Here is a 26148-nt window from a genome sequence, read left to right on the forward strand (position 1 = left end):
ATGAGTTCTCCGGTCAGACAGAGAAAGCGACGCCGCACATGGCGCCGCGTCGGGCAGACTCAGAGTCCGGTCATTTTCAGTGCCGACTCCGGCAGACGTTCGCCGTGCACCCGAATCTGTGCCATCTGTTCGTTGATCACGCGCAGATCGTCGCCGTTCAATTGCAGCTCGACCGCGCCCAGGTTTTCTTCCAGGCGATGCTGTTTGGTCGTGCCCGGTATCGGCACAATCCACGGTTTCTGTGCGAGCAACCAGGCCAGTGCCACTTGCGCCGGCGTGGCGTGTTTGCGTTGCGCGACGGCTTTCACCACATCGACCAACGCCAGATTGGCCCTGCGCGCTTCAGGGGAAAAGCGCGGGACGAAATTGCGGAAATCGCTCGCGTCGAACTGCGTGTTCTCGTCGATCTGACCGGTGAGGAAACCGGCGCCCAGCGGGCTGAACGGTACGAAGCCGATCCGCAGTTCTTCCAGCACGGCTAGCAGTTCCAGCTCCGGGCCACGCCAGAACAGCGAATATTCGCTTTGCACCGCCGTGACCGGTTGCACCGCGTGGGCCCGGCGAATGGTTTCCACACCCGCTTCAGAAAGGCCGAAATGCTTGACCTTGCCCTCGGCGATCAGATCCTTGACGGTGCCGGCCACGTCTTCGATGGGCACCTGGGGATCAACGCGGTGCTGATAAAACAGGTCGATGCAATCGGTGCGCAGACGCTTCAACGCCGCTTCGGCCACGGCGCGTATATGCTCCGGGCGGCTGTTGGTGCCGCCGCCACGTGCGCCGGTGATCAAGTCGATATCGAAACCGAACTTGGTGGCGATGACGACCTGCTCGCGGATCGGCTGCAAGGCCTCCCCCAGCAGCTCTTCATTGGCGAACGGGCCATACGCTTCGGCGGTGTCGAACAAGGTGACGCCTTGCTCGTGGGCCGAACGAATCAGCTTGATCATGCTGGCTTGGTCGGCTGCCGGCCCGTAGGCCGACGTCATGCTCATGCAGCCAAGACCCAAGGCGGACACTTCCAGGCCATTACCCAACGTGCGGATTTTCATGGAGTTACTCCGTACAGAATTCGATTAGTGCGTGAGAGGGTGATCTTTCAGCCAGCCGTTCACGCGTTCCATGGTCTTGCGCTCCTGCTCACCCTCCATCACAAAACCTTCCAGCACTTTGGCCTTCGGCGCATGCTTGACCAGCACACGGCGGCTGTTGCCCAGGCCATATCCACCATGGGTGTTGAAGGGGATGAGGGTCTTGCCGGTCAGATCGTGGGCGCTGAGGAATGCGCGCACGATCGGCGGGGCGGTTTCACCCCAGATCGGAAAGCCGAGATAGATCGTGTCGTAGTCGCTGAGGGCGTGAACCGTGTTTTGCAGCTCGGGTTCGAAGCCACTGTCACGTTCCTGGCGCGCCTGTTCCACGGTTTGCAGATAGTCCTCGGGGTAGGCGTGGGCGGGGCGAATCTCGAACAGATCGGCACCCAGTCCACGCTGGATCAGCCCGGCGACCACGCGGGTATTGCCCGAGCGCGAGAAATACGCGACCAGAATCCGCGAGCCCGAACGCGGTGTTTCACTGGCGCCTTGCGCGTCGGCGAGCGACAGCAGCGGGGCGCTGGCCAGTGCGGCGATGACCGTGCGCCGCAGCGGATCGTGATCGGTACTCATCGACCGACGCGCGCCTTGAGAGCCTCGGGATAGCGCTCGCCTTCGATGCGGATCTGCGCCAGCGCGGTATCAATGGCCTTGAGTTCGGCAGCGTCGAGGGTGATGTTCGCGCCGCCGAGGTTTTCTTCCAGGCGATGCAGTTTGGTCGTGCCCGGAATCGGCACAATCCACGGTGCCTGCGCGAGCAGCCAGGCCAGCGCGATCTGGGCCGGTGTCGCTTGTTTCTGCGCAGCAATCTGACGGATCAACACCACCAGACCCTGATTTGCCTGCAGCGCCGACTGGCTGAAACGCGGGACGATGCTGCGGAAGTCGTCACTGCCATAAGTGGAATCGGCCGACACCGTGCCGGTGAGAAAGCCTTTACCCAATGGACTGAACGGTACGAAGCCGATGCCCAGCTCCCAAAGGGTCGGCAGGATTTCCAGCTCAGGCTCGCGCCACCACAGCGAGTATTCGCTTTGCAGCGCCGTGACCGGCTGTACCGCATGGGCGCGACGAATGGTTTGCGCGCCTGCCTCCGACAGGCCGAAGTGCTTGACCTTTCCTTCGCTAATCAGGTCTTTCACCGCCCCGGCAACGTCCTCAATCGGCACGTCCGGATCGACGCGGTGTTGGTAGAGCAAATCGATGTAATCGGTCTTCAGTCGACGCAACGAACCCTCGACGGCTATTCGAATACGTTCGGGCCGGCTGTCCAGAGCCTGTTTTGTATTGTCGGTGCCGACGGCGAAGCCGAATTTTGTAGCGATCACAACCTGGTCGCGAACTGGCGCCAGCGCCTCGCCGACTACTTGCTCATTGATATAGGGGCCGTAGAATTCGGCGGTATCGAAGAACGTGACGCCTCGTTCAACGGCTGAGCGGATCAGTGCGATGGCTTGCTCGGTATCCGTGGCCGGGCCATAGCCATGGCTCAGACCCATGCAGCCGAGGCCGAGGGCGGATACTTCGAGTGAACTGTTGCCGAGTGTGCGTTTGTGCATGTTGATCTCCCGTTGGGCGTGGGGAGACAGTAAGCGCGCTAACGACTGAGGACTAGACGGGTAAATCGGCAAGGCTTCATGAGGTTTGCTCATCAGTCCCGGAAGAGGGGCGGTGGCGACTGTCGAATGAAGGCTTGCCTCACGGTAGGCCATCACCGCTCGTACACAAAAAATCTGACACTCTCTTGATCGTTCGCTTTTGGCTGTTCTCTGCCGATCAAGGTTACAGCCTGTGATGGTCAGCTGCGCCGGCGGTATACTGGAGGGATTGCAATATACCCCGCGCCTCGCGCCCAGGCAGACCAGGGACGGTTGAATGATCCGCATCAGAACCAATTTGGCTCCTCGATGGAATCGGCAGATCCGAGAAGCCACCACGCCTCTGACAGTGCTGTCCCCCTACATCACAGAAAACAGCACGCTTAAGCTCTTGGCCAACAAGCAAGCAACGTTTTACACACGGTTCGAGGTAAGGGACTTCGTCTGTATGGCGTCAACAATCGCTGCCTTCAAGCTGTTGCTCATCAACAAGTGCACGATTTACGAGGTGAAGGACCTTCATGCGAAAGTCATCATGGACGAGGCTGACTTCGTCACACTTGGCAGCCAGAACCTTACCTTCAGGGGGGCCTCGAAAAATAAGGAGTTGAGTGTTTGTTTCGATAACAGTAAAGCCAATTCTTGTGAGCGAGTTCGGAGCGTGGTCAATGATTGGATTGACGACCCGGATCTGGAATTGATCGACTGGGCCAGGGTGTTGCGGATGGAGAAGGATGTTCGCTTAGCCAAAAAGGCTTTCGAAGAATTCAACGAAGCGATGTCCAAGATTCAGGGTAAAGCCGATACCTACCAAGCCAAGCGAGTCCAGGTTGCTCGGGATCAGCAGGAACAAGAGAGAGCTGCACGAAAGGCTAAGAACCTAGCTGCAATTGGTGCTGCCGTTCGGTCTGGCGCACCTTCCGGCACGAAATACACCGGAACAGTAAAGCCATCTGAGGGCTCTGCACGACTGAAATTTGATGCGAAGGTTGACCTGCTCCAGTGGACCAGGAAGAACGGCATCGTGCTCCCCCGGATGATTAAGTCGAGCCGTTGCCTATGCGTGCTCAATCAACAGAAGGTCGGCTGGGCAAGGCTTGCGAGCCAACAAATCACGAAATTCGCTCAAAGCATGACCATTGGTGGGATTCTGCCTAAACCGTTCGATCGGGTGGATGTGACACTCTCCGTCACCCCAAAAGATCTTGCTCGGGCGCCTTCCGACACGACTCTTGTTGCCATCTTGAAGAACGAGAACGGGACCGAACTGTGCATGGTCCCGGTTCTCTACTCAATCGACGAGATCAGCGTTCTCGACACGCTAGGACCCAAGCGAAAGCCGTCGGGTAAAAAGCTCAAGCCAATCGAGCAGCTCAGAACCGATCTGAAGAGGTGGATTGATAGCAATAGGGCTGACTTTGAAAGCCTACTGAGCCGCCACATCACCAGTACTACCCCTCTGAAGAAACGGCTCGATGGGGTCAACGCGGATGTGTTTTTTGAGGGAATGGATACGGTGGTCGATGTGACAATGGTCTTTAAAGGGCGCAACGGTACAAAGCCCATTCTTGTCGCGACCACCAGAAGCTGAAATCCCACACCTGCCTGACATCAGTGGAGTGTCCGTTTGGAGTCGAAAACGGCGTTTCGTAATGGCGGCAAATGGCCTGAAACCGCTATTGAGCGCAGCATGAGCGGCGACTTACTCAACTAAAGCGGCATCGTCGTCGCTGAGCCGCCGTAGATGCCTACAGCGCCTCGGCGATCAGTCGATTGAGCTAGTTGAGTAGCCTGGACAGCGTCCGGTTTCAGCTAGACGGCACCTCCCGATCCATCAACTTACCCATCAACAGCACCCCCAACTCACTGAGTTGATGAATAGCCAACGCCACATCACGGTCTTTCCCGCTCAGCTCGTCCGACAGATCAAGCAGCAACGCGCTGACCGAGGCAAAGGTTTCATAGCTATTGGTAATCAGACTTTCACTGCTGGCATCAGCAGCCACACTGAACAGCGCACCCGACGGCGGGGCGGTTTTGGCGGAGGAGGGATTGAGATAGTGATCCAAGGCACGTTGCGCGGCTTGGTTGAGTTTCAAATCGGGAGATCCCGGAGGATTCGGCGTTACCTTGAACATATCAGTAGTTTTCCTGAGCAGGGCCCTCACCACGTCGCTACTAAACGAAATGGGGTGGCGGCTGTACGCAGGTTAGTAGACCGGGGAAACTACAAAAGCCGGCGCGTCCGAAGACGCCCTGCGCACAGCCACCATCAAGCACAGACAAGAAGGTCTGATAGATGCTGCTTATGCACTTGCAGTTAACCTCGGGCTACTAAACCCGATCACTGAGGTTTCAGCGACCGAGCAACCTTAGAGACGCCAACCCAGGTGCACAAGCCGGCGGATTCTGCCGCAACTGTAGGCAATGGAGCAAGGTGCGGTGCTCACTGCCTCCAGCCACGGGACTGAATTCAATCAGTCCCGTTTTCCTCGATTAAGCAGGCTGGGCCGCCAGGCTATTACTCACCTTGCGCCCCAACACCAGCACCGTCACAAACCCGGCGCCCACCAACGCGGTCGCCAAACTCAACAGCACCGAAGTGCCCATCTTGTCGACGATCTGCCCGCCAAAGAACGAGCCCACGGCAATGATCACCTGAAACAACGCGACGAACAGCGGCATGCCACGCTCCACATCCTTGGGCGCAACCACAAACATCCAGATACTCGCACACGCCGGGAAGGCACCGAAAGCAAAGCCCCACAGTGCGATCAGCATTACTGCGCCGCTCATGCCGGTGGCGAAGTAGGGGAACAGGGCGGTGCTGGTGCCGATCATCAGCGCCACCAGCAGCAAGGTGTGGCGCACGCTGCGGTTGGCGGCAAAGCCGGCGAAGACGTTGCCCATTACGCCGGCCACGCCGTAGAGCAGCAGCAGGGAGCCAATGGTCGGGCCGTCGAAGCCGGAGCTGTTTTTGAAGAACGGCGCGACGTAGGTGTACGCGGCAAAGTGGGCCAGGCCGATCAGCAATACGGCGATCAAGCCAACCCGTGCTTGTGGGTTGATGAACAGGGCCGGCAGGTCGGCGATGCGAATGGCTTTTTCCGGTTCGAGGCGGGGCAGCAGGAACATCTGTGCCAGCAGTACCGGTATGCCCACCAGTGCGGTGACGAGGAAGGTCATGCGCCAGCCCATCAGGCCGCTCAGCCAGGTGCCGACGGGTACGCCGAGCACGGTGGCCAGGGTCACGCCCATCATGATGATCGAGGTGGCCTTCGCTACGCCCACGCCCTTGGGCGCCAGGCGGCCGCTGAGGGCGATGGCGGTGGCCCAGAAGCCGCCGATGCTGATGCCCAGCAGGACGCGGCCGAACAGCAGCAGGCTGAAGTCGCTGGCGTAGGCCACCACCATGTTGGCGATGATCATGATCAGGGTCAGGCCGATCAGCAGGTAGCGACGGTCCATGGCGCCAATGCCCACCGACAGCAACGGGGCGGCGAGGGCGGCCATGATGCCGGGCAGGGTGACCATCAGCCCGGCATGGCCGGCGCTGATGCCGAGGTCGGCGGCGACGTCGTTGAGTACGCCCACCGGCAGGAACTCGCTGGTGACCAGGGCGAAGGCGCCCACGGCAACCGAGAGTATCGCCAGCCACTGTTGCAGGACGGTTTGTTGATTATGTTCGGGGAGGCCGCTAGGGGCCCGGCTTGCGCTTGGCATGGTGTTGGGTTCCGGGAGGAGATTTCGCCTGCGGACAGACGGGAGGGGGAAAAGTGGAGGTGATTATAGGAATCGGTTTTGGTAAGCCAATAGGCGACCGGTTCGATAGTAATCATCAGTCTCGTTGATAAGACTGCCTGCGTAGAGCGTTCTCTTCCGTGTAGACCCTCGCGATTGCCCATGGCCCGACTCCGCGCGTAATCCGGCCCGATCCCGCGCGCCAGAAAAAATCCCCCGCTGCATCCTGAGCCTCGGCATGTCGGTTTTTACTGATGTGCCGAAGCGTTTCAAGGCCGATCAAACAATAATAAAGAGGTGCTTATGCCCGTGCTTCATCGCCCTTCATCCCCGGTTGAACGCAGCGCGCTTCATGTGTTGGTGTGTGCGTCGACACTTGCGCTGTCGTTAACCGCCTGCGCGGCCACCCCGGATCCCGCGAAGCCTTATCCCCATGCACAGGAACCGATTGGCGATGTGCAGGCCATCTATGACGGCAGGCTCAGCGAGGACTTGGCCGTCACTACCTTCCGTAATACCGACCGGTTGTTCCCGACGCGCACGATCAAGGCGGGCGGCCATCCGTTCCCGTTACCCCGCAGCAGCCAGCCACTTGGGCCGGTTGCCTTTGACTACAAAGGCAAGCATTACAGCCTCGATGACTACGTGGCGATCAACCGGGTAACCGGGCTGTTGGTGCTCAAGGACGGCAAGATCGTTGATGAGCGTTATGAAAAAGGCAACACCGCCGACACCCGGTGGATGTCGATGTCAGTGGCCAAGTCCATCACCTCGACCCTCGTAGGCGCGGCGCTGCAGGACGGCGCCATCAAGAGCCTGGATGACAAGGTCACCCGTTATTTACCCGCGTTGGCCGGTAGCGGTTATGACCAGGTCACCGTGCGCCAGATCCTGTCCATGCGCTCCGGGATCAAGTGGAACGAGCAATACACGGACCCTACCTCGGACGAGCGCCACTTGATCAAACTGCGTAGTGAACAAGTGCCCGGGTCGCTCCTCAAGTTCATGGCCAGCCTGCCCACCGCCGCGCCGCCTGGCACTCGCACCAACTACAGCACCGGTGAAACTCAAGTGTTGGGGCAACTGGTGAGCGCTGCGGTGGGCAAGCCACTGACGCAATACCTGAGCGAGAAGATCTGGGCGCCTTACGGCATGCAAACCGATGCCAAGTGGTGGCTGGATGGTCTTAATGGCAATGAAGTGGGCGGCAGCGGTATCAGCGCGACGCTTGAGGATTACGGGCGTTTTGGGCAGTTCGTGCTTAGCGGTGGCAAGGCCGGTGGGCAGCCAGTGTTGCCTGAAGGCTGGTTGAGTTTTGCCAGCGCGACTACCGGTTCAGATGCGGCGTACGGTGACTTTGCGTCCATGTGGTGGCCAGGTTGGACCGACGCCTCCAAAGCGGATAAAGCCTTTACGGCGGCCGGTACGTTTGGTCAGTACCTCTACATCAATCCGACCAGGAATGTGGTGATTGTGGTGTGGCAGGCGCAGACCAAACCCACGGGTGGCAAGGTGATCGACGATATGTTTGCCTTTGATGCGGTTGCCAAAGCGCTTCAATAACCGCGAAGTACCTGTGGCGAGGGAGCTTGCTCCCGCTGGACTGCGCAGCAGGCCCATTTTTTGGGGCCGCTGCGCGGCCCAGCGGGAGCAAGCTCCCTCGCCACAGGTTATGGGCTACTCAGGTAGTGTGTACCTCACATCGCCGCCCGCAACGACCGCGGTGAAAGCCCATAATGTGACTTGAACCTCACCGCAAACCGCGACGCCGACGCATACCCGCACGCACTGGAAATCTCCCCGATGGAATCCCTGGAGGTTTGCAGCTGTTGCAACGCCGCCCCCAGCCGAACATTTTCCAGGATGGCCCTGAAGCTCGCATCCTCATTGGCCAGCTGCCGACGCAACGTCGACTCCCCCAGATTCAACTGCTGCGCGACCGTGGCAACGGTCCAGTCCCTGGACAGGTTGCTGCCGATCAACCGCTGCACGCGTTCACTCAAGGGGTCGTTGCGATCCATCAGCAATGGTCCCGCCTGGCCCGCCAGGCACAGGCAGAGCAACACGGCCTCGCCATAGTGGGTGCACAGGGCCGACGGGGCGCCGGTGCTCAGTGCGGTCAGCAGTTGGTCCCAGGCTTGTCGGGTCTGTTTGTCCAGGCGTACGCACAGGTCGGCATGCATGCTGCCCTTGAACTGCGCGCCATACCGGGCAACGAAGTTACGCAACACCGTCACCGGAAACGACACCACATCAGCGATGTAGTCACCCTGGGCACCGGGAAAGTTGGTCACCCCAAGCTCGCGGCCCGCCGGCAGTAGAATCAGGTGCTGTGGGCCGGCGCGCATTTCGCGCTCATCCCACTGCATCAGTTTTTGCCCCTGGCGCACGCGGCAAAGGGCGCTCATGAAGATCGGCACGCGTTGCAGGGTGTGATGTTGCCGGGCCCTGATCACGCAGCTTTCGATGATGCTTTCCCGGTGCCGCAGACCTTCGTGAACATCCATCGTGACTAGCGTCCGTAAGGGGCCGTGATTGTGGCCTTGGCCAGGCTGTTGGCATTGAGCATGTAGCCGACCAGGGCGCCGCTGGATTGATTGTCGATCGGCAGCGTGTCGACTTTCAACGCCCACACGGTGAATTGATAGCGATGCGGTTTATCACCCACGGGCGGGCAAGCGCCGCCGAAGCCGGGTTGGCCGTAGTCCGTGCGGCCTTGCACTGCCCCGGCCGGCAGGTGGGTGCCGACATTGCTCGGCAGGCTGGAGACGGTGACGGGCAGGTTCACCACCGTCCAGTGCCACCAGCCGCTGCCGGTCGGGGCGTCGGGATCGTAGACGGTGATGGCGAAGCTTTTGGTGCCCGCCGGGGCGTTGGCCCAGGACAGGGCAGGGGAGGTGTTGCCGCCGCTGCAGCCGAAGCCGTTGAATTCCTGCAGGTGCGTCAGCGGGCGTTGGTCGGCAATGTCCGGGCTGTTGAGTGAGAAGCTGGCGGCGTGTCCGCTGGCGGCCATGATCAGGGTGATCGCGGGGGCAAGTGCTTTGAGTTTCATTGCGGTGATGTCCAGGCGTGGTTTGAGCCTTGATCCTAAACAGCGCGTAGGCACGGCACTGCGCCGAAGCGCTCGATGATTGTGCCGAAACGCTCTGCCCACTAAGGCTGAGCCCTCAGCGTTCGGATGATGAACGCATGCAGGCTATTGACCGCCTTGGACCCGCGGGACGCCCGGCTACGCAGAATCGAAACCTCCATGGGCTCAATGCTGCCCAAACCGTGCTCGTCACCGAGTACCTGAAGCGAATCCTGCACGGTGCATTGGGTGATCGCGGCAATCGCGAGCCCGCCCTCGACGGCGGCCACCTGGCCGGCAAGGCTGGAGCTGTTGTACACCACCTTGAATTCGCGGCCTTGCTGGGTGAGTGCGTTCACCGCATACCGCCGGGCGAGGCTTGCGCTTTCGTAGACGGCGATGGGGATCGGGTCGCGCCGCCACAGTTCGAACTGCGGTGAACCTACCCATACCATGGGCTCCTTGAACAGGAAGGTGCCGCTTTGGGGCGAGTCCCGAGACACCAGCGCCAGGTCAAGATCGCCGCTGCGCAACTGCGGGATCAGCGTGGTCGACTGTTCACAGGTCAGTTCGATTTCCACACCGGCGTAGCGCGGCGAATAGCGTTTGAGCAGCGGCGTGAGGTACCGGGCCGCGTAGTCTTCGGCAACGCCAAGGCGGATGCGCCCGGTCAGCTCTTCACCGTGAAATGCCGCCTGGGTTTCAGCGTGCAGGGCGAGCATGCGCCGGGCGTAGCTCAGCAGCGTCTGGCCATCGGCAGTCAGTTGCAGGTGCCTCGGGCCGCGACTCAAGAGCTGTCGCCCAAGGGCGGCTTCGAGTTTCTTCATCTGCATGCTGACGGCGGACTGCGAGCGGTTGACCTCGTGGGCGGCGCCAGACAACGAGCCGGCATCCACCACGGCCACAAAGCATTCGAGCCAATCGAGTTGCAAATCGCTGGCGGGCATCGCGCTGACCTCTATTCGTTAATCGAATGGCTAAGGCCTGAATTATGCGCTTTTCATGGACGCTTGTTCACCCGCAACATTCTGCCTTGAACCAACACCTTCTGGATCGGATCCATGCCCTTTGATACCTGGTTGCTTTACCTGGTTACCTGCTTCGGCATCTCGGTGGTGCCAGGGCCCAATGCGTTATTGGCGCTGACCCACGGTGCGCTTCACGGCAGCCGCAAAACGCTGTTCACCATCAGCGGCGGCGTGCTCGGTTTTGCGATTGTGCTGGCGCTGTGTGCGTTGGGGTTGGGTGCGCTGATCCAGGCATCGGCCAGTTTGTTCACGGCCTTGAAGGTGGCGGGTGGGCTGTACCTGATCTGGCTGGGCTTCGGGCTGTGGCGGGCGGCACCGGTCAGCCTTGAGGCGACCGGCACTACCAGCTCGCGGAGCTGGCCGCTGTTCCGCCAGGGGCTGGTATCGGCGATCTCAAACCCCAAGGCCTTGCTGCTGTTCACCGCGTTTATTCCACCGTTCCTGGACCCGCACCGGAGCATCATCGCGCAGACGCTCACCATCGCCCTGACCTACGCCGTGGTGGAGTTCATCGTCGAGTACCTGGTGGCCAGCGCCGCGCACCGGGTACGGCCCTGGCTGGCGCGAACCGGGCGCCGATTCAATAAAGTCTGCGGCGGGTTTTTTGTGCTGTTCGGGTTGGCCCTGCCTATCCATGCCTGAGGGCACATCCCCGCGGCTTAGGGATGTTCGATCACCATCACCGCCGTGGTATCCGTCTCAAGTGCTTCGAACACATGGGGCGCATTCGCCAGGTAGCTGATGTAGTCGCCGGCGTGCAGCAGCACAGGCGCACCGGCCGGGCCGATATTCGCGCTGCCGCTGCACAGCAGCACGTGCTCGACGGTGCCGGCAGGGTGGGGCTGCGACAGGCGCGCTTCGCCCGGCTGTACCTTTAGCCGGTAGATATCGCGACGCACGCCCGCCGGGCAATCCGCAAGCAGTGTGGCCGCGTAGTGGCCGGTTTCGGTATAGGTGGTCAGGCCCTCGTTGGCGCGAATTACCCGCAGGTGTTGCTGGGGTTGTTCGAAGAACCGGGTCACCTGCAAGCCCATCGCCGTGGCCAACGACCACAGGGTCTCGATGCTGGGGTTGCCGATGCCGGACTCCAGCTGGGACAAGGTCGACTTCGCCACGCCTGCGCGTTTTGCCAGTTCAGTCAATGAAAGCCCCGCAGCCTGGCGTTCGCGCTTGATCGACAGGGCCAGCAGGTCGATTCGGCTTGGATTGAGATTGTTCGTTATGTCGGTCATTTGTTCTTCAAATCATCCATAAATGGGTTGACGCTTTGTCGCCGGGTGTTCAGCATAGCAATCATTCGTTCATTATAAAAACCGAGTGTCGAATGATCTGGTGCGTGTTCCACCTCTGCGACTATTGGCCGTGGCTGCTCTGGCGGGCGCTCTCCTACGACCTTGAAGGGTGGCGCAGCCTGCTGGTGGCGACGCAGTTGGCGCAGCAACATTGCCGGGGGTCATTCTGCGGGCCGCTATGATTCCTTTTCGCCATCCTTCGGGATCGGGCTATGATCGCCCAATCCGAACCAGATGCTCCCCAGACCTATGCCCGTTGACCTGCAAGCCCTCTATCCCAAACTGATCCACTTGATGCTGGATACGGTGTTCGTGGTCGACAGTGAAAACCAGATCGTGTTTGTGAGTGATGCCTGCGAAGCGCTGCTGGGGTACCGCGCCGAGGAACTGACCGGCACCCTGATCACCCACTACATGCACCCTGAAGACCTGGCCCGCACCCGGGCGTCGATTGTGCGGGTCATGAATGGCAAGCCCCACGTCGACTTCCGCAACCGCTATATCCGCAAGGATGGCAGTGTGGTGCACATTCTGTGGGCGGCCTTCTGGTCCGAGGAAGTGGGGGCGCGGATCGGTGTTGCGCGGGACGTAACCGCCCTGACGCAGGCGGAAGAAGAGCTGCGTTTCCTCGCCCATCACGACCCGTTGACGGCCCTCACCAATCGCTCGCTGTTCAATGACCGGTTGGACGAGGCCCTGCAAGCCGCTCACCACCACAAAAGTCCTCTGGCCTTGCTGTTTCTGGACGTGAATGACTTCAAGGCCATCAATGATGTGCACGGGCATGCCGTGGGCGACCGCGTGCTTTGCGTGATTGCACGACGGTTGGAAGGGTGTGTGCGTGAGAGCGACCTGGTGGCCCGGATGGGCGGGGATGAATTCACCGTGCTGCTGACGGATATTCAGTCACCGGAAGCCGTGTCGGCCAAAGTGCAGCAGATAGTTGCGGTGATGACCCAGCCCCTGAGCGCTGAGTTTGGCGCGGTCAAGATGCCGTCCTGCAGTATCGGCGTAGCGTTTTACCCGGCGGATGGAGCAGATGCCGACAGCCTGCTCAGCCACGCGGATGGCGAGATGTACCGGGTTAAAAGGCAGCGGTTTGCAACCGATTAACGCTGCTGGAAAGCAATCTTCAGCCCCAATCCCATGAACAACGTCCCAATGATCTTCCCCTCCCAACGGCGCAGCCTTGAAAGGCCCACCATCCATTGGCTCAACGGACGAATCGCCAGCGAAATCAGCGTGGTGTACATCGCACTGAGCCCCGAGAAGATCAACCCCAACACCGCGAACTGCGCCAGGGAAGAACCCGATTCCGGGTGAATAAACTGCGGCAGGAAGGCCAGGAAGAAAATCGCGGTTTTCGGGTTCAGCACTTCGGCACCCACCGCCTGGAAATACGCCTGGGTGGAGGTCACGGTGGGCAGGTCTTTGCGCGTGGTGGCGCCAGGCTTGGCCATGAAGGCGCGTACGCCCAGGTAGATCAGGTAACAGGCGCCGACGATTTTGACCACGTTAAACGCCACGGCCGAGGTCATCAGGATGGCCGACAGGCCGAGCGCCGCGCACAGCGTATGGATCAGGTCGCCCGAGGCCACCCCCAGCCCGGTGGCAATCCCGACCTTGCGCCCACCCTGGAGGGTGCGGGTGATCACCAGCAGCACGGCTGGGCCGGGAATCAGGAAAAGGCCGATGACCACGGCGACATACGTCAGGATGGGGGCGAGTTCGAACATGCTGTGTTATCTCAATGCCGGATGCGTCCTACAGTAATCCTCATCCCGGGGATTAACGCAATACAGATGAACACCCGCCGGAACCGCCTGGCCTTTTACTTCGCAAACGCATATTCACCACCCTGTTCCAGCGCCTTGCGATACGCCGGCCGTTCCTGAAAGCGTTGCACCCACGCCGCCACATTCGGGTAGGCCTGCAGCTTGCCCTGAGCCCGGGCGATTTCGCCGATGAAGCTCATCTGGATATCCGCGCCGGTCAATTCGTCACCCACCAGGTACGGTGTGAGCCCCAGTGCGTTGTCCAGATAACCCAGGTAGTTCGCCACCTCGGATTCGATACGCGGATGCAACGGCGCACCCGCGTCACCCAGGCGCCCGACGTACAGGTTGAGCATCAGTGGCAGCATGGCCGAACCTTCGGCGAAGTGCAGCCATTGCACGTATTCGTCATAGGTTGCAGTGGCCGGATCCGGTTGCAGGCGGCCGTTACCATGGCGGCGAATCAGGTAGTCGATGATGGCGCCGGACTCGATCACCACGTGGGGACCGTCTTGAATCACCGGTGATTTGCCCAGGGCATTGATCGCCTTGAGTTCAGGGGGCGCGAGGTTGGTTTTCGCGTCGCGCTGGTAGCGCTTGAGCTCGTAGGGCAGGCCGAGTTCTTCGAGCAGCCACAGGATGCGTTGCGAACGGGAGTTGTTGAGGTGGTGGACGATGATCATGGTGGCTCCGCTGGGCGAGAATAGAGGCGTATAGGGACAGACCGCGGTGGCGCTGTGGAGTGCCGTGAATTAAATCTGCTTCGATAAAGGCATGAAAGATGGATAATCACCGCGGCAAGCACTGATTACAAACCGGATAAACCACATGAATCGTCAAAAGAAACTACAGCAGCTGTTCAAGGCCAAGGCCAAAAAGGCCAGCGCCAAATTGGCACCCGCCCGCAAGGACAAGTACATCAGTAAAGCAGACCGATTGAAACTGGCTGCTGAATCCGCTGATGAGCCAGCTGTTTCTTCTGAGAGTTGATCCAGAAGGCCTAAGCATCATCCGATAGGGAATCGACGGAAAAACCATGAACACTGCTCAACTTGCGATTCAGCACTACATACTCGCCAAGGACGGCAACCGTCCGCATTTGCTCAGCCGGGCGTTTGTTCCGGAGGCGACCCTGGACATGGTAGTGCGCACCGGTTCCATCTCGTTCCCGCCCCACGTTGAAGGGGTTGCCGGCATCGGCGACGTGCTGGTACGGCGATTCGGGCAGACCTTTGAAAACGTCTATACGTTTTGCCTGGGGCAGCCGCCTGAAGAGGGGGCCAAAACCTATCAGTGCAAATGGCTGGTGGGGATGTCCGACAAAAACTCCGGCGAAGCCCGGGTTGGGTGTGGGGTGTATGAGTGGCAGTTCAGTGTTGAGTCGGGGCTTGTTGAAAAGCTCACCATCACTATCGAGCATATGAAGACGCTGCCCGCTGCGGATTTGGGGAGCGTCATGAAGTGGGTGTCAGGTCTGAGTTACCCATGGTGCAACTCGGAAGCAGCAGTGAGCGATGCTCCCGATATTGACGCGATGGGCGAGGTGATCCAGTACCTCACTGTCTGACGGCGACTCAATGCGCATCAACGGCACCAGCAACACGGCCACAACAAAACACACAGTGATGATCACGAGCGCGTCTTCGCTGCAGGCTTGGCGGCTGAAACGGGCTTGCCAGCCCTTGGATCAACGGGTTTTGAAGTGACAGCCAGCGCTGTTACCGGTTGTACGGTGAGTTCGACACCGATTGCGGTCATCAGCTTCCTTATGGTCTCAAATCGCGTTTTCGAGCCGGCTTTCAGCACCTTATAAAGGCTTTCACGATTGACCCCCGCATCCTTGGCGACCTTATTTACGCCTTTGGCTTTTGCGACCTCGGCCAACGCATGAATAAGGCCCTCGGTATCACCGGTTTTCAGACTTTCAGCCAAATAGGCCGCCATTGCTTCCGGGCTATCGAGAAAGCGCGAGGCTTCGTAATGAGTCGTACCCGTCGTGTCGAGGCTGAGGATTGGCATCTCCTCGGGATTGAATTTATCGCTCATATCATTTACCTCTCAGGCCAGCGAGTATTGCTTTAGCTTTTTGTATGCCCCGTTTTTGATCCGTTTTATCGCTCCCGCTGAGCATCAAGTACTCTGCGATTCCCGAGCGCACATAGTAAATTCTGTAGCCCGGGCCAACAAAAACACGCATTTCGCTCATCCCATCGCCAACCGATTCGCAATCACCAAAGTTGCCCGCTCCGGCACGATCCAGTCGGGTCAGAATTGCCGCTTTTCCCTGAGTGTCCTTCATACGTTTAAGCCAGCTCTCGAACTCGGGTGTTTGGTGGATCTCGTATATTTTTTTCTTGTTGATCATAGTTCCATTTGTAGCTAGATGGCTACATCTTGTCGACGCGAGGTTGAGTACAGGTAAAGGGGTATTCAGCGCCTGGGCAACCTTAGAGAGGTGCCTCCCAGATGCACAAGCTGGCAAATTCCGACGCGACTGTAGGCAATGGAGCCGGGTGCTGTACTCACAGCCTCAAACGTTGTGACAAGTCCTCTCTAATGCGCATCCGCCGTCGGCTGCTTCGGCGGTTGCACCTTGCGCATCAACGGCACCAGCAACACGGCGACGACGAAGCACACCATGATCATCAGGAATGCGTCCGCATAGGTCAGCGTTTGCGCCTCGCGCCAGGTCAGCGCCCACAGCTGACTCAGCGCGAACTGGCTCGAATCCAGGCTGTTTTGCCCCAGCAACTGGGCATTCCCTGAAAGCTGGTCAAGCCAGACATTCATCGATTCGTTCCGGATGTTCAGGTGTTCAGCCAGGCGCAGGAAGTGCAGGTTGGTGCGGTCATTGAGCACCGTGGCGCAGGCGGCGATGCCGATGGCGCCGCCGAGGTTGCGCATCAGGTTGAACAGGCCCGAGGCGAGCTTCAGGCGGTCGGGGGCCAGTGCGCCGAGGGTCAGGGTGACCACCGGCGGCACTGCCATTTGTTGAGCAAACCCGCGTATGGCTTGAGGCAGCAGCAGCTCCTTGGCGCCCCAGTCGTGGGTGATGGGGGAGAAGTCCCACATCGACAGGGCGAATAACGACAACCCGAACATCAAAATCCAGCGCAGGTCGAAACGATTGGCCAGCAAGGCGTACACCGGGATCGCCAGCAACTGGAACACCCCCGTGGAAAACACCGCCAGGCCGATATCCAGCGAGCCGTACCCGCGCACCCGCCCGAGAAACAGCGGCGTGAGGTAGATGGTGGCGAAAATGCCGATGCCGGTGATAAATGAAAACAGGCAGCCCAGGGCGAAGTTCCTGTCCCGAAGCGCGCGCAGGTCGACGATCGGCTCCTTGATTTCCAGGCAGCGCCAGATAAACACCCCGCCGCTGATGGCGGCTATCCAGGCCGTGGTCGAGATGGTGCTGTCGCTGAACCAGTTCCAGCGCGGGCCTTCTTCGAGGGTGTATTCCAGGCAGCCGAGAAACACCGCCATCAACGCCATGCCGATATAGTCGGCGCCCTTGAGCAATGACGGGTTGGGGCGGTCGACCTTGACCAGCATCGGCACCGCAAAGGTCACGAAGAGGCCGGGCAGCAGGTTGATGTAGAACAGCCAGTGCCAGGAGGAGATGTCGGTGATCCAACCGCCCACGGCCGGGCCCAATGTGGGTGCCAGGGACGCGATGGCGCCGATGGTGGAGGCGGCGATCACCCGCTGCTTGCCGTTGAAGTACATGAACGCGGTGGTGAACACCAACGGAATCATCGAGCCCCCCAGAAACCCCTGCAAGGCGCGAAACGCGATCATGCTCTGGATGTTCCAGGCCATCGCGCACAGCAGGCTGGTCAAGGTGAACCCGGCCGCCGACGCCGCGAACAGCCAGCGCGTGCTCATCACCCGGGAGAGCCAGCCTGACATGGGGATCACGATGATTTCCGCGATCAGGTAGGCGGTCTGCACCCACGCCGTATCGTCCGCGCCGGCAGACAACCCGCCGCCGATGTCCTTGAGGGAGGCGGAGACGATCTGGATGTCGATCAAGGCGATGAACATGCCCACGCACATGGTGGCGAAGGCCGCGACTTTTTGTGCGGTGCTGAGGGCGGGCAACGGGCTGTTCATAGCTGGGCCTTGAGGGCGCTGGCCTGGTCCTCGAACGCCTCATCGGTGTTGACCTTCGCCATCACCGACAGGCCCGGACGCAGGGCGCCGAAGTCGGCATCGTTGCTGTCGAGGCGCACGCGCACCGGCACTCGCTGCACGATCTTGGTGAAGTTGCCGGTGGCGTTTTCCGGCGGCAGCACACTGAATTGCGCCCCGGTGGCAGGGGCCAGGCTCTCGATGTGCCCGTGGAATTCACGGCCGGGGAGGATGTCGGCGCGGATGCTCACGCTTTGCCCGACCTGCAGGCGCCCCAATTGGTCTTCCTTGAAGTTGGCATCCACCCACAATCCTTTCGCGGGCACCACCGAGATCAGTTGGCTGCCGGCCGCGGCGTAGGCACCGACCCGGGCGCGGCGATTGCCCACGTAGCCGTCCACTGGGGCCCGCAGTTCGGTGTAGCTGATGTTCAACTGCGCCTGGTCGCGTTCGGCTTGGGCCTGTTGCAGCGCTGCGCGGGCCTGGTCGCGCTGGGTTTCAATCACGTCGATTTGCCGACGCGCCGCCATCAGCCCGGCTTGCGCTCGGGAGTGGTCGGCGCGGGCGGTCTTCCATACGGCGCTGACCCGCTGTGCGCTTTCGACCGATACGGCCTGGCTGCGCACCAGGTTCTGGTAACGCGTTTGATCGTCGCCGGCCCGTTGTGCTTCGGCATCGGTGGCGTCGATCTGTGCCTTGGCCTGGTTGATCACCGCCAGTTGCAGTTGTTCGGTGGCGTCGAGGTTGGCGAGCGTCGCCTGTTGCGCGGCCACGGCGCCGTCGGCTTTGGCCAGGGCCGTGCGGTAGTCGCGCACATCGATGCGCGCCAGCACGTCGCCGGCCCGTACGAACTGGTTGTCCTGCACCGTCACTTCGCTGATATAGCCCGGCACTTTGGCGCTGATCACCGTCACATCGGCCCCGACATAGGCGTCGTCGGTGTCTTCGATAAACCGGCTGACCAGCCACCAGTGGCTGGCGTACCACACGCCGCCAGCCACGGCCAGGGTCAACAGCCCCAGGCGCAAAACCTGTTTGCGCCGGGATGGTTGGGTGGGTTCGGGCACAGCGCTGACTGGAGCGTCCATGACGAAATGACCTCGTTGAGTATTAGTGGGGGAAGGGGCTGACCAACTGGTCTTTTTCGGCGTAGGCCCGGCCGGTTCGTGCGCGCCACAGGGTCAGCGGTTCGGCATCGGCGCTGACATGTACGCGGTGGCCCGCACGGGTGATGGGGTTGCCGGTGTTGGCATCCATCAACGCCAGCACCACCGGGCGCCCGGTGGACTCGTCGGCGAGAAACACCTTGGTCGATCCCTCGGCATGCCGCGCGCCCCAGGCCATCAGCGTGAGGATGACCTGGCGCAAGTCCCGGCCCGCTTCGGTGAGGTGGTACTCATGGCGCGGCGGGTTGTCCTGGTACGGGCGCCGTTCCAGCAAGCCGCCGGCCACCAACGCATTCAGGCGGCGGGTCAGGGTGTTCGAGGCGATCCCGAGGCTCTGCAGGAACTCGTCGAAACGGCGCAGCCCGTAGAACGCATCACGCAGGATCAACAGGCTCCAACCATCACCGATGTGCTCCAGGGCACGGGCGACCGGGCAGGACATGGGTTGGAAGCTGGCTTTCTTCATGAGGGACTCCGGGAACTGTTGCTAAATATTACGCAAGTAATATTGCACAGTGGATTTCATAATGAAAGTCACTAGTTGAAATTTTTTGCAGCGCTGGATGGCGGCCAGGCAGACGCAAAAAAGCCCCGGGATTCGGGGCTTTTCAGAGGGGAGGGTGTAGGGGGGCGTTTAAGCGCGGCTGTCTTTATGCCTGCGCCGGTTCCTGGCAGATACGTGAACCTGCGCGCCGCGAGCGCCAGCCAAGGCCCAGCACCATCAGCAAACCCAGGGCCGCCATGATCGCGCCAGCCAGCGAAATGGCCGGGTAGCCCAGCCCTGCGTTGATCACTGCTCCCCCCAGCGCCGCGCCAATGGCGTTACCGAAGTTGAACGCACCGATGTTCATCGCCGAGGCCAGGTTGGGTGCATCCTTGGCGGCTTCCATCACGCGCATCTGCAGGGGAGGTACCAGCGCAAAGCTGGCGGCGCCCCACAGCAGGATCGACAAGGCGGCGGGCAGCGGCCATTGCATGAGCACAGAGAACGCCAGCAGCACGGCAATCAGGACCACGAGCGACGTTATCAGGGTGCGGTCCACCGAACGGTCCGCAGACTTGCCGCCCCAGACGTTGCCGAGGGTCAGGCCGATCCCGAACAGCACGAGCATTGCGGTGACGAAGTTGGTCGAGGCGTGGGTGACATCCCGCAGAATCGGCGCGATATAGGTAAACACCGTGAACATGGCGCTGGACCCCACCACGGTCAACGCCAGCGCTGCCAGTACCGGCCCGCGGCCCAGTACGCGGATTTCGGCCATCAGGCTTCCCCCTTTTGGAGCGGGCGTATTCGGTAGCGCCCACCACAGGGCCACCATCACGAACGCCCCGAGCCCGCTGATGCCCCAGAACGCCGTACGCCAGCCGAAGTTCTCGCCGAACCAGGTTGCCAGGGGCACGCCACCGATGGTCGCCAGGGTCAGCCCGAGGAACATCGCGGCGACGGCCCCCGCGCGTTTGTCGGGCGCCACCACACTCGCTGCCACGATGGAGCCGATGCCGAAGAATGCCCCGTGATTCAGCGATGTCACCAACCGGGCGACCATCAGGGTCTGGTAGTCGGTGGCCAGGGCTGACAGCAGATTACCCAGGGTGAAAATGGCCATCAGGCCCACCAGCAGATAACGGCGCGCCACCCTGGCTGTCGCGAGGGTCATGATCGGGGCGCCGATCAGCACGCCCATGGCATAGGCGCTGACCAGCAGCCCGGCGGCGGGAATGGAAACACCGAGGTCGGCGGCGATCCCGGGCAACATGCCCATGGGGGCAAACTCGGTGACCCCGATGCCGAAGGCGCCGATGGACAGTGCTACAAGGGGTGGGTTGATACGCATAGGTGACTCCTCATCTTTGTATCAAATGCTACAATCACGACTTTTCAGGCGGTAGCCCTCGGCGGGGCACTACAGCTTTGCGTGGAGATCACAAGTGGACATAGGCGGTCGGTCGGGGGAGATGGCGGTGTTCGCCATGGTCGCGGAGCAGGGCAGCCTCTCGGGGGCGGCTCGGGTGCTGGGCCTCACACCGTCATCCATCAGCCGCATCATCACCCGCATCGAGGGGCGAATAGGCACCCGCCTGCTCCTGCGCACCACCCGGGCGATCACGCTCACGGCCGAAGGCGAAGCGTATTTGCGCGGCGCCCGGCGGATCCTGGCGGACATGGCCGAAGTCGAGGATGCGATCACCGACCAGGGCGCGCCACGGGGGCGGCTGAGGGTCAGCGCGGCGCTCGCACACGGGCGGCTGTCGATCGTGCCGCTGGTTGCCGCGTTCAGCGCGCGCTACCCTGCCATCGTGGTTGAGTTGCGGCTGGAGGATGAGGTGGTGGATATCCTGGGCGGGCAAGCGGACGTTGCAATCCGCTTCGGTCAATTGGCCGACAGCCCCTTGACCGCTCGCCTTATCGGCTCCATCGGCGAGGTCATAGTCGCTTCCCCGGACTACCTGGCGCGTCATGGCACACCGCAGGTGCCGCAGGATTTGCTCAACCACAACTGCCTGCGTTTCAACTTCCGCCGGGCAGCGCCCGACTGGCCGTTTCGCGTGGACGGGCGCGATTTTTCGCTGCAGGTGTCGGGTACGATCGAGGGTAACAGCGGGGAGGTATTGTCCCAGTTGGCCAAGCTGGGTGCCGGCATCGCGCGCATTGGCGCATTCAGCGTGGCAGATGACCTGGCCAGCGGTGATCTGGTGCCGTTGCTTGAAGCGTACAACCCCGGAGACCAGGAGCCGATTCACGCGGTGTTCGTCGGCGGCGCGGCGATGCCTGCGCGGGTCAGGGCATTTGTCGACTTTCTGGTGGAACACCACCCGGCGTGACCGCCACTGACACCACAGGCCGCTCCTCCTGACGCAATCCTCTTGAATACTTGCCTAATCCTGCGATCTTGCCCACCCCTGCATAGCGCCTTGATGAACCAGGGTCTAAAGTCATTCCCATCGCCCGCTAGACTAGTCAAACCACGCGCGCGCGAACCAGACGGGCCATCGATGCCCAGCGGCGAGGCCCCGTCTTGCCGTCTAAAAATACTAAAAAATGCAACACCAACCGATGATCAGCGGGTGAGCCATGGAATTACGAATTAACCAGCAGACCCACCAAGTCGACGCCGAACCCGACACGCCCCTGCTCTGGGTCATCCGCGACAACCTGGACATGACCGGCACCAAATACGGCTGCGGCCTGGCGCAATGCGGTGCGTGTTCGGTGCTTGTGGACGGCAATGTCGTGCGTTCCTGCGTCACGCCCGTTTCCGGCGTGGTCGGCCGCGAAATCACCACCATCGAAGCCATCGAGTCCGATGACGTCGGCAAGCGGGTCGTCGCCACCTGGGTCGAATACCAGGTCGCCCAATGTGGCTACTGCCAATCCGGCCAGGTAATGGCGGCCACCGCGCTGCTCAAGCACACGCCCAAGCCCAGTGATGCGCAGATCGAGGCCGCCATGGTCAACCTCTGTCGCTGTGGCACCTATAACGCCATTCATGCCGCCGTGCATGACCTTGCGCAGAAGGGAGAGGCCTGATGAACATTCGCATTGATCCCACTGCGCTGCCCTTGGTCGCGGCGCTGACTGACCCGGTGAACCTGTCCCGCCGTCGTTTCCTGGCCAGTACGGCCGTGGGCGCGCTGGTGATTGGTTTTGGCCTGCCGCTGGGGTCTGGCCGAGTGCAGGCGGCCACCGCTGCGGCCACGGCCGAACGCGGTACGCAGGTGCCGGCCTTCCTGGAGATTCGCCCGGACAACACGATTCGTTTGCTCAGCCCGTTTATCGAAGGCGGCCAGGGCACGTTCACCGCGATGGCGCAGATTGTCGGCGAGGAGTTGGACGCCGACCCGGCCACGTTCCTGGTTGAGTGTGCCCCGCCCGGTGAAGCCTTTGTGGTGATGGAGAACGGCATGCGCATCACTGGCGGCAGTATGTCGGTGCGGATGAGTTACCCCACGATGCGCCGGCTGGGTGCGCTGGCCCGGGCGATGTTGCTGGAGGCCGGGGCGCAGGCGCTGAAGGTACCGGTGAGCGAGCTGTCGACCGAGCCGGGCAAGGTCGTACACGCGGCGTCCGGGCGTTCCCTTGCGTATGGCGAATTGGCCGGGCGGGCGATGGACCTGCCGGTACCGGATGTGGCCAGTGTGAAGCTGCGCGACCCAAGCCAGTTCCGTTGGATCGGCAAGCCGGTGAAGCGTCTCGATGCGTATGACAAGTCCACCGGCAAGGCGCTGTACAGCATAGATATGAAGGTCGACGGCATGCTCCATGCCGCCGTGCAGCATGCGCCCCGGCTCGGCATGACCGTGGGCAGCCTGCGCAACGAAGACCAGGTCAAGGCCATGCCGGGCGTGCATTCGGTGCATCGCCTGCCCGGTGCGGTGGCGGTGGTGGCCGAGCGTTGGTGGCATGCCAAGCGTGCGGTGGAGTCGATTCAGGTCGACTGGCTGGAGCCGACGGCTGATTCCAAGGTGCGCGGGATGCCGAAGGACTTTTCCAGCGACGAGCATTTCAAGCGCCTGGCCGCAGAAACCGGCCCGGCCCGTGATGATGAGAACGAGGGCGACGTGGCCGGCACGCTGGCCAATGCCAAGACCAGGGTCGAGGCCACTTACCACAACCAGTACCTGCACCATGCCCAGTTGGAGCCGCCTTCGGCGCTGGCGCGCTTCAACCCTGACGGTTCGCTGGAGATCTGGCTGCCGAATCAGGCGCAGGACATGTTCCTGGCCGATATCGCCAAGCGCACCGGCCTGGCCCCGGAGCGCATTACCCTGCATTCGCCGTTGTTGGGTGGTTTTTTCGGGCGGCACTTCCTGTATGACTCGGCCAGTCCTTACCCGCAGGCCATCGAGTTGGCCAAGGCGGTGGGGCGCCCGGTGAAGTTGATCTGGAGCCGCGAAGAAGAATTCCTGCGGGATGTGCTGCGCCCGGTCGCAGCGGTGAATTTCCGTGGGGCGCTGGACAGCGACGGCTGGCCGGTGGCGATTGAAGCGGTGAGCGCCACGGAGGGACCGACCGAGGCCCTGGCGGGCAAGCAGGGCGAGAAGCTCGACCCGACGGCCCTTGAGGGACTGTCCGGCAAGTCCTATGCGATTCCCAACAAGCGTATCGCACAGATCTATGTGAAGGGCCCGGTGATGCTGGGCTACTGGCGTTCGGTGGGCAATTCGCTGAATGACTTTTTCTACGAATCTTTCCTGGATGAACTGGCCGACAAGGGGGGCAAGGACCCGTTCGAGTTGCGCCTGCATCTGTTGCGGGATAACCAGCGGCTGACCACCCTGCTGAAGGCGGTGGGCGAGTTGTCGGGTGGCTGGAAACGTGGGCCGTTTGTTGCCGAGGACGGCAGCAAGCGCGCACGAGGGGTGGCGATGGCGTCACCGTTCGGCACCCAGACGGCGGTGATTGCCGAGGTGTCGATCGAGAACGGCCAGGTCAAGGTGCATGACATCTGGCAGGCAGTCGACCCGGGCAGCATCGTCAACCCGGCGATTGTCGAGGCGCAGGTGAATGGGGCGGTGTCGCTGGGCTTGTCCCAGGTGCTGTTGGAGGAAGCGGTGTATGTGGACGGCTTGCCTCGAGCGCGTAACTACGATTTGTACCCGGTGCTGCCGCCTTCGCGGATGGCCCGGGTGCACGTGCGCGTGATCGAGAGCGGGGAAAAAATGGGCGGTATTGGCGAACCGCCGCTGCCCGCCGTGGCGCCTGCCGTGGCCAACGCCGTCGCGGCGTTGACCGGGCAGCGTGTTCGCAGCATGCCGTTAAGCCGCCACTCCTTCACCTGACCGGGGCCTGAGCACTTATGAACAACCGTCGATTCGCAAGAACCGTTGGCTGGCTGGCGCTGCCGTGCCTGGTCGCCGCAGGCCTGCTGGCCTGGTATGTCACCCGCGAGCCTGTCTCGCCGCTGGGGGCCGAGCCCGTCGCCACGGACCCGGCGCTGGTCGCCCGAGGCGAGTATGTCGCCCGGCTCAGCGACTGTGTGGCGTGCCACAGCGTGCCCAACGGCAAGCCCTTTGCCGGTGGCCTGGAGATGGCCACGCCGCTGGGGGCGATCCACGCCACCAACGTCACGCCAGACCCGGAAACCGGTATTGGCAGCTACAGCCTCGCCGACTTCGACCGCGCGGTGCGCCAGGGTGTCGCGCCGGGTGGGCGCCGCCTGTATCCGGCGATGCCGTACCCGTCCTATGCCAAGCTCAGCGACGATGATGTGCGCGCCCTGTACGCGTTCTTCATGAAGGGCGTGGCGCCGGTGCAGCAGACCAATATCAAGAGTTCGATCCCGTGGCCATTGAATATGCGGTGGCCGATCGCGCTGTGGAATGGCGTGTTTACCGACAGCAAGCCGTATGTCGCGAAGGCCGGGAAGGATGAACTGTGGAACCGGGGCGCCTACATCGTGCAGGGCCCGGGGCATTGCGGCAGTTGCCACACGCCACGGGGCCTGGCCTTCAACGAGAAGGCACTGGATGAAAGTGGCAAGCCGTACCTGGCCGGTGGCTTGCTCGACGGCTGGTACGCACCGAGCCTGCGGGATGATCCCAACACCGGCCTGGGGCGCTGGAGCGAGCCGGAAGTGGTGCAGTTCCTCAAGACCGGTCGCAACAAACATGCGGTGGTTTATGGCTCGATGACCGAGGCGTTCAACAACTCCACGCAGTTCATGAGCGACGATGACCTGGCGGCGATTGCACGCTATCTGCGGTCATTGCCGGGCGACGAGCAGCGCGACGGTGCGGCCTGGCAGTATCAGGCGGTGTCGGCTGCGCAACGCCTGGATGCGCCGGGTGCGCATACCTATGTGACCCGCTGCGCCTCGTGCCACGGGCTGGAAGGCAAAGGGCAACCGGACTGGATGCCGCCGCTGGCCGGCGCCACCTCCGCACTGGCCAAGGAGGACGCCTCGGCGATCAACATCACCCTCAATGGCTCGCAGCGCGTAGTGGCGGCCAATGTGGCGGACGCTTATCGCATGCCGGCGTTCCGTGAGCAGTTGTCGGACCAGGAGATTGCTGAAGTGCTGACGTTTGTGCGCGGCACCTGGGGCAATCAGGGTGGGGCGGTGGATGCCAAGGCGGTGGGCAAGTTGCGTGAGCACACGGGCCCGGCGAGCAGTAGCCCGATCATTCTGCAAATGCGCTGAGGGAAATGCGCCTTGTGAGGGAGGCGCTTTGTGTAGGAACTGCTTTATGTGGGAGCGGGCTTGCTCGCGAAGGCGGTGGGTCAGTGAAGAACTTGCTGACTGACA

28 protein-coding genes are annotated in these 26148 nt (G+C 61.6%); 10 read left to right on the plus strand and 18 right to left on the minus strand.

The genetic code is table 11. From position 1 onward, the window contains the following. Positions 1-59: 59 nt before the first annotated feature. From HX807_RS10200 to HX807_RS10210, 3 genes are read right to left on the minus strand one after another with little or no spacing between them, the layout of a single operon-like run. Positions 60-1052, minus strand: coding sequence for an aldo/keto reductase (locus tag HX807_RS10200; RefSeq protein WP_008432612.1), 993 nt, complete (start codon positions 1050-1052; stop codon positions 60-62). Between the two features lie 24 nt (positions 1053-1076). Next, on the minus strand, positions 1077-1667 hold the full coding sequence (locus HX807_RS10205; protein ID WP_102605912.1) for a flavodoxin: 591 nt from the start codon (positions 1665-1667) through the stop codon (positions 1077-1079). Next, positions 1664-2653: an aldo/keto reductase gene (locus tag HX807_RS10210; protein ID WP_003209745.1), complete on the minus strand. Its 990-nt coding sequence runs from the start codon at positions 2651-2653 to the stop codon at positions 1664-1666. Before HX807_RS10210 ends, HX807_RS10205 begins: the two co-directional genes overlap by 4 nt. Before the next feature lie 316 nt (positions 2654-2969). On the opposite strand from HX807_RS10210, the gene HX807_RS10215 reads away from it, so the two are divergent. Continuing rightward, positions 2970-4283, plus strand: a complete 1314-nt coding sequence (locus HX807_RS10215) for a phospholipase D family protein (RefSeq protein WP_102605913.1) — start codon at positions 2970-2972, stop codon at positions 4281-4283. Positions 4284-4500: 217 nt separating this feature from the next. Here the strand turns inward: HX807_RS10215 and HX807_RS10220 are convergent, their stop codons facing one another. Together HX807_RS10220 and HX807_RS10225 are read right to left on the minus strand one after the other, a co-directional pair. Beyond that, a complete protein-coding gene (locus HX807_RS10220) occupies positions 4501-4830 on the minus strand; it encodes a DUF6124 family protein (RefSeq protein ID WP_032899015.1) in 330 nt (109 codons plus the stop codon). A 358-nt stretch (positions 4831-5188) separates the two neighbouring features. Next, positions 5189-6415, minus strand: a complete 1227-nt coding sequence (locus tag HX807_RS10225; protein WP_003209751.1) for an MFS transporter — start codon at positions 6413-6415, stop codon at positions 5189-5191. A gap of 321 nt (positions 6416-6736) precedes the next feature. Here HX807_RS10225 and HX807_RS10230 point away from each other — a divergent pair, with 321 nt between their 5' ends. After that, on the plus strand, positions 6737-7996 hold the full coding sequence (locus tag HX807_RS10230; protein WP_177028428.1) for a serine hydrolase: 1260 nt from the start codon (positions 6737-6739) through the stop codon (positions 7994-7996). A 134-nt stretch (positions 7997-8130) separates the two neighbouring features. Here the strand turns inward: HX807_RS10230 and HX807_RS10235 are convergent, their stop codons facing one another. From HX807_RS10235 to HX807_RS10245, 3 genes are all read right to left on the minus strand, one after another. Further along, positions 8131-8940, minus strand: a complete 810-nt coding sequence (locus HX807_RS10235) for an AraC family transcriptional regulator (RefSeq protein WP_177049870.1) — start codon at positions 8938-8940, stop codon at positions 8131-8133. 5 nt (positions 8941-8945) lie between these two features. After that, on the minus strand, positions 8946-9485 hold the full coding sequence (locus HX807_RS10240) for a kinase inhibitor (protein WP_003215583.1): 540 nt from the start codon (positions 9483-9485) through the stop codon (positions 8946-8948). Between the two features lie 101 nt (positions 9486-9586). Next, positions 9587-10450 (minus strand): LysR family transcriptional regulator, encoded by an 864-nt coding sequence (locus HX807_RS10245; protein WP_177049872.1) that lies wholly within the window; start codon positions 10448-10450, stop codon positions 9587-9589. A gap of 114 nt (positions 10451-10564) precedes the next feature. Between HX807_RS10245 and HX807_RS10250 the strand changes: the two genes are divergently transcribed. Then, positions 10565-11173, plus strand: coding sequence for a LysE family translocator (locus HX807_RS10250; protein WP_087694681.1), 609 nt, complete (start codon positions 10565-10567; stop codon positions 11171-11173). A gap of 17 nt (positions 11174-11190) precedes the next feature. Here the strand turns inward: HX807_RS10250 and HX807_RS10255 are convergent, their stop codons facing one another. Continuing rightward, positions 11191-11763, minus strand: coding sequence for a helix-turn-helix domain-containing protein (locus HX807_RS10255; RefSeq protein WP_177049874.1), 573 nt, complete (start codon positions 11761-11763; stop codon positions 11191-11193). Beyond that, entirely contained in the window at positions 11760-11975 is a 216-nt protein-coding gene (locus HX807_RS10260) for a hypothetical protein (protein ID WP_177049876.1), read from the minus strand. The genes HX807_RS10255 and HX807_RS10260 overlap by 4 nt, the downstream gene beginning before the upstream one ends. Before the next feature lie 97 nt (positions 11976-12072). Between HX807_RS10260 and HX807_RS10265 the strand changes: the two genes are divergently transcribed. After that, positions 12073-12936, plus strand: coding sequence for a sensor domain-containing diguanylate cyclase (locus tag HX807_RS10265; RefSeq protein WP_008434731.1), 864 nt, complete (start codon positions 12073-12075; stop codon positions 12934-12936). Here the strand turns inward: HX807_RS10265 and HX807_RS10270 are convergent. Beyond that, positions 12933-13559: a LysE family translocator gene (locus HX807_RS10270; protein ID WP_177049878.1), complete on the minus strand. Its 627-nt coding sequence runs from the start codon at positions 13557-13559 to the stop codon at positions 12933-12935. The two genes, HX807_RS10265 and HX807_RS10270, sit on opposite strands and share 4 nt — an antisense overlap. Before the next feature lie 95 nt (positions 13560-13654). Then, entirely contained in the window at positions 13655-14281 is a 627-nt protein-coding gene (locus tag HX807_RS10275; RefSeq protein ID WP_177049880.1) for a glutathione S-transferase family protein, read from the minus strand. Positions 14282-14426: 145 nt separating this feature from the next. Here HX807_RS10275 and HX807_RS10280 point away from each other — a divergent pair, with 145 nt between their 5' ends. Together HX807_RS10280 and HX807_RS10285 are read left to right on the plus strand one after the other, a co-directional pair. Further along, entirely contained in the window at positions 14427-14588 is a 162-nt protein-coding gene (locus HX807_RS10280; RefSeq protein WP_081253170.1) for a DUF2986 domain-containing protein, read from the plus strand. A 46-nt stretch (positions 14589-14634) separates the two neighbouring features. After that, entirely contained in the window at positions 14635-15165 is a 531-nt protein-coding gene (locus tag HX807_RS10285; RefSeq protein WP_177049882.1) for a hypothetical protein, read from the plus strand. A gap of 62 nt (positions 15166-15227) precedes the next feature. On the opposite strand, the gene HX807_RS10290 is transcribed toward HX807_RS10285, so the two are convergent. The 6 genes from HX807_RS10290 to HX807_RS10315 form a co-directional block, all read right to left on the minus strand. Further along, positions 15228-15644 carry an addiction module antidote protein gene (locus HX807_RS10290; RefSeq protein ID WP_008434724.1) on the minus strand — a complete coding sequence of 139 codons (417 nt, stop codon included), beginning with the start codon at positions 15642-15644 and terminating at the stop codon, positions 15228-15230. A 1-nt stretch (position 15645) separates the two neighbouring features. After that, positions 15646-15963, minus strand: coding sequence for a type II toxin-antitoxin system RelE/ParE family toxin (locus HX807_RS10295; RefSeq protein ID WP_008434722.1), 318 nt, complete (start codon positions 15961-15963; stop codon positions 15646-15648). 188 nt (positions 15964-16151) lie between these two features. Beyond that, positions 16152-17717 (minus strand): DHA2 family efflux MFS transporter permease subunit, encoded by a 1566-nt coding sequence (locus tag HX807_RS10300; protein ID WP_177049885.1) that lies wholly within the window; start codon positions 17715-17717, stop codon positions 16152-16154. Then, positions 17714-18823 carry an HlyD family secretion protein gene (locus HX807_RS10305; RefSeq protein WP_177049887.1) on the minus strand — a complete coding sequence of 370 codons (1110 nt, stop codon included), beginning with the start codon at positions 18821-18823 and terminating at the stop codon, positions 17714-17716. Before HX807_RS10305 ends, HX807_RS10300 begins: the two co-directional genes overlap by 4 nt. 22 nt (positions 18824-18845) lie before the next feature. Then, a complete protein-coding gene (locus HX807_RS10310) occupies positions 18846-19367 on the minus strand; it encodes a helix-turn-helix domain-containing protein (RefSeq protein WP_008434717.1) in 522 nt (173 codons plus the stop codon). 184 nt (positions 19368-19551) lie between these two features. After that, complete coding sequence (locus HX807_RS10315) at positions 19552-20736, minus strand: MFS transporter (protein ID WP_177049889.1); 1185 nt, start codon at positions 20734-20736, stop codon at positions 19552-19554. A 94-nt stretch (positions 20737-20830) separates the two neighbouring features. On the opposite strand from HX807_RS10315, the gene HX807_RS10320 reads away from it, so the two are divergent. The 4 genes from HX807_RS10320 (at position 20831) to HX807_RS10335 (ending at position 26043) form a co-directional block, all read left to right on the plus strand. Then, a complete protein-coding gene (locus tag HX807_RS10320; protein WP_023658741.1) occupies positions 20831-21724 on the plus strand; it encodes a LysR family transcriptional regulator in 894 nt (297 codons plus the stop codon). A 250-nt stretch (positions 21725-21974) separates the two neighbouring features. Beyond that, on the plus strand, positions 21975-22430 hold the full coding sequence (locus HX807_RS10325) for a (2Fe-2S)-binding protein (protein ID WP_008434715.1): 456 nt from the start codon (positions 21975-21977) through the stop codon (positions 22428-22430). Next, on the plus strand, positions 22430-24682 hold the full coding sequence (locus tag HX807_RS10330) for a molybdopterin cofactor-binding domain-containing protein (protein ID WP_177044964.1): 2253 nt from the start codon (positions 22430-22432) through the stop codon (positions 24680-24682). Before HX807_RS10325 ends, HX807_RS10330 begins: the two co-directional genes overlap by 1 nt. A gap of 17 nt (positions 24683-24699) precedes the next feature. Continuing rightward, positions 24700-26043, plus strand: coding sequence for a cytochrome c (locus HX807_RS10335; RefSeq protein WP_102605922.1), 1344 nt, complete (start codon positions 24700-24702; stop codon positions 26041-26043). Positions 26044-26148 lie beyond the last annotated feature (105 nt).

Source organism: Pseudomonas sp. D8002 (assembly GCF_013385695.1).
Taxonomy (GTDB): Bacteria; Pseudomonadota; Gammaproteobacteria; order Pseudomonadales; family Pseudomonadaceae; genus Aquipseudomonas.

Excerpts from the sequence above, each read along its gene's own strand:
- HX807_RS10200 (WP_008432612.1), bottom strand. The coding sequence starts at position 1,052 with ATGAAAATCCGCACGTTGGGTAATGGCCTGGAAGTGTCCGCCTTGGGT.
- HX807_RS10205 (WP_102605912.1), bottom strand. The coding sequence starts at position 1,667 with ATGAGTACCGATCACGATCCGCTGCGGCGCACGGTCATCGCCGCACTG.
- HX807_RS10210 (WP_003209745.1), bottom strand. The coding sequence starts at position 2,653 with ATGCACAAACGCACACTCGGCAACAGTTCACTCGAAGTATCCGCCCTC.
- HX807_RS10215 (WP_102605913.1), top strand. The coding sequence starts at position 2,970 with ATGATCCGCATCAGAACCAATTTGGCTCCTCGATGGAATCGGCAGATC.
- HX807_RS10220 (WP_032899015.1), bottom strand. The coding sequence starts at position 4,830 with ATGTTCAAGGTAACGCCGAATCCTCCGGGATCTCCCGATTTGAAACTC.
- HX807_RS10225 (WP_003209751.1), bottom strand. The coding sequence starts at position 6,415 with ATGCCAAGCGCAAGCCGGGCCCCTAGCGGCCTCCCCGAACATAATCAA.
- HX807_RS10230 (WP_177028428.1), top strand. The coding sequence starts at position 6,737 with ATGCCCGTGCTTCATCGCCCTTCATCCCCGGTTGAACGCAGCGCGCTT.
- HX807_RS10235 (WP_177049870.1), bottom strand. The coding sequence starts at position 8,940 with ATGGATGTTCACGAAGGTCTGCGGCACCGGGAAAGCATCATCGAAAGC.
- HX807_RS10240 (WP_003215583.1), bottom strand. The coding sequence starts at position 9,485 with ATGAAACTCAAAGCACTTGCCCCCGCGATCACCCTGATCATGGCCGCC.
- HX807_RS10245 (WP_177049872.1), bottom strand. The coding sequence starts at position 10,450 with ATGCCCGCCAGCGATTTGCAACTCGATTGGCTCGAATGCTTTGTGGCC.
- HX807_RS10250 (WP_087694681.1), top strand. The coding sequence starts at position 10,565 with ATGCCCTTTGATACCTGGTTGCTTTACCTGGTTACCTGCTTCGGCATC.
- HX807_RS10255 (WP_177049874.1), bottom strand. The coding sequence starts at position 11,763 with ATGACCGACATAACGAACAATCTCAATCCAAGCCGAATCGACCTGCTG.
- HX807_RS10260 (WP_177049876.1), bottom strand. The coding sequence starts at position 11,975 with ATGTTGCTGCGCCAACTGCGTCGCCACCAGCAGGCTGCGCCACCCTTC.
- HX807_RS10265 (WP_008434731.1), top strand. The coding sequence starts at position 12,073 with ATGCCCGTTGACCTGCAAGCCCTCTATCCCAAACTGATCCACTTGATG.
- HX807_RS10270 (WP_177049878.1), bottom strand. The coding sequence starts at position 13,559 with ATGTTCGAACTCGCCCCCATCCTGACGTATGTCGCCGTGGTCATCGGC.
- HX807_RS10275 (WP_177049880.1), bottom strand. The coding sequence starts at position 14,281 with ATGATCATCGTCCACCACCTCAACAACTCCCGTTCGCAACGCATCCTG.
- HX807_RS10280 (WP_081253170.1), top strand. The coding sequence starts at position 14,427 with ATGAATCGTCAAAAGAAACTACAGCAGCTGTTCAAGGCCAAGGCCAAA.
- HX807_RS10285 (WP_177049882.1), top strand. The coding sequence starts at position 14,635 with ATGAACACTGCTCAACTTGCGATTCAGCACTACATACTCGCCAAGGAC.
- HX807_RS10290 (WP_008434724.1), bottom strand. The coding sequence starts at position 15,644 with ATGAGCGATAAATTCAATCCCGAGGAGATGCCAATCCTCAGCCTCGAC.
- HX807_RS10295 (WP_008434722.1), bottom strand. The coding sequence starts at position 15,963 with ATGATCAACAAGAAAAAAATATACGAGATCCACCAAACACCCGAGTTC.
- HX807_RS10300 (WP_177049885.1), bottom strand. The coding sequence starts at position 17,717 with ATGAACAGCCCGTTGCCCGCCCTCAGCACCGCACAAAAAGTCGCGGCC.
- HX807_RS10305 (WP_177049887.1), bottom strand. The coding sequence starts at position 18,823 with ATGGACGCTCCAGTCAGCGCTGTGCCCGAACCCACCCAACCATCCCGG.
- HX807_RS10310 (WP_008434717.1), bottom strand. The coding sequence starts at position 19,367 with ATGAAGAAAGCCAGCTTCCAACCCATGTCCTGCCCGGTCGCCCGTGCC.
- HX807_RS10315 (WP_177049889.1), bottom strand. The coding sequence starts at position 20,736 with ATGCGTATCAACCCACCCCTTGTAGCACTGTCCATCGGCGCCTTCGGC.
- HX807_RS10325 (WP_008434715.1), top strand. The coding sequence starts at position 21,975 with ATGGAATTACGAATTAACCAGCAGACCCACCAAGTCGACGCCGAACCC.
- HX807_RS10330 (WP_177044964.1), top strand. The coding sequence starts at position 22,430 with ATGAACATTCGCATTGATCCCACTGCGCTGCCCTTGGTCGCGGCGCTG.
- HX807_RS10335 (WP_102605922.1), top strand. The coding sequence starts at position 24,700 with ATGAACAACCGTCGATTCGCAAGAACCGTTGGCTGGCTGGCGCTGCCG.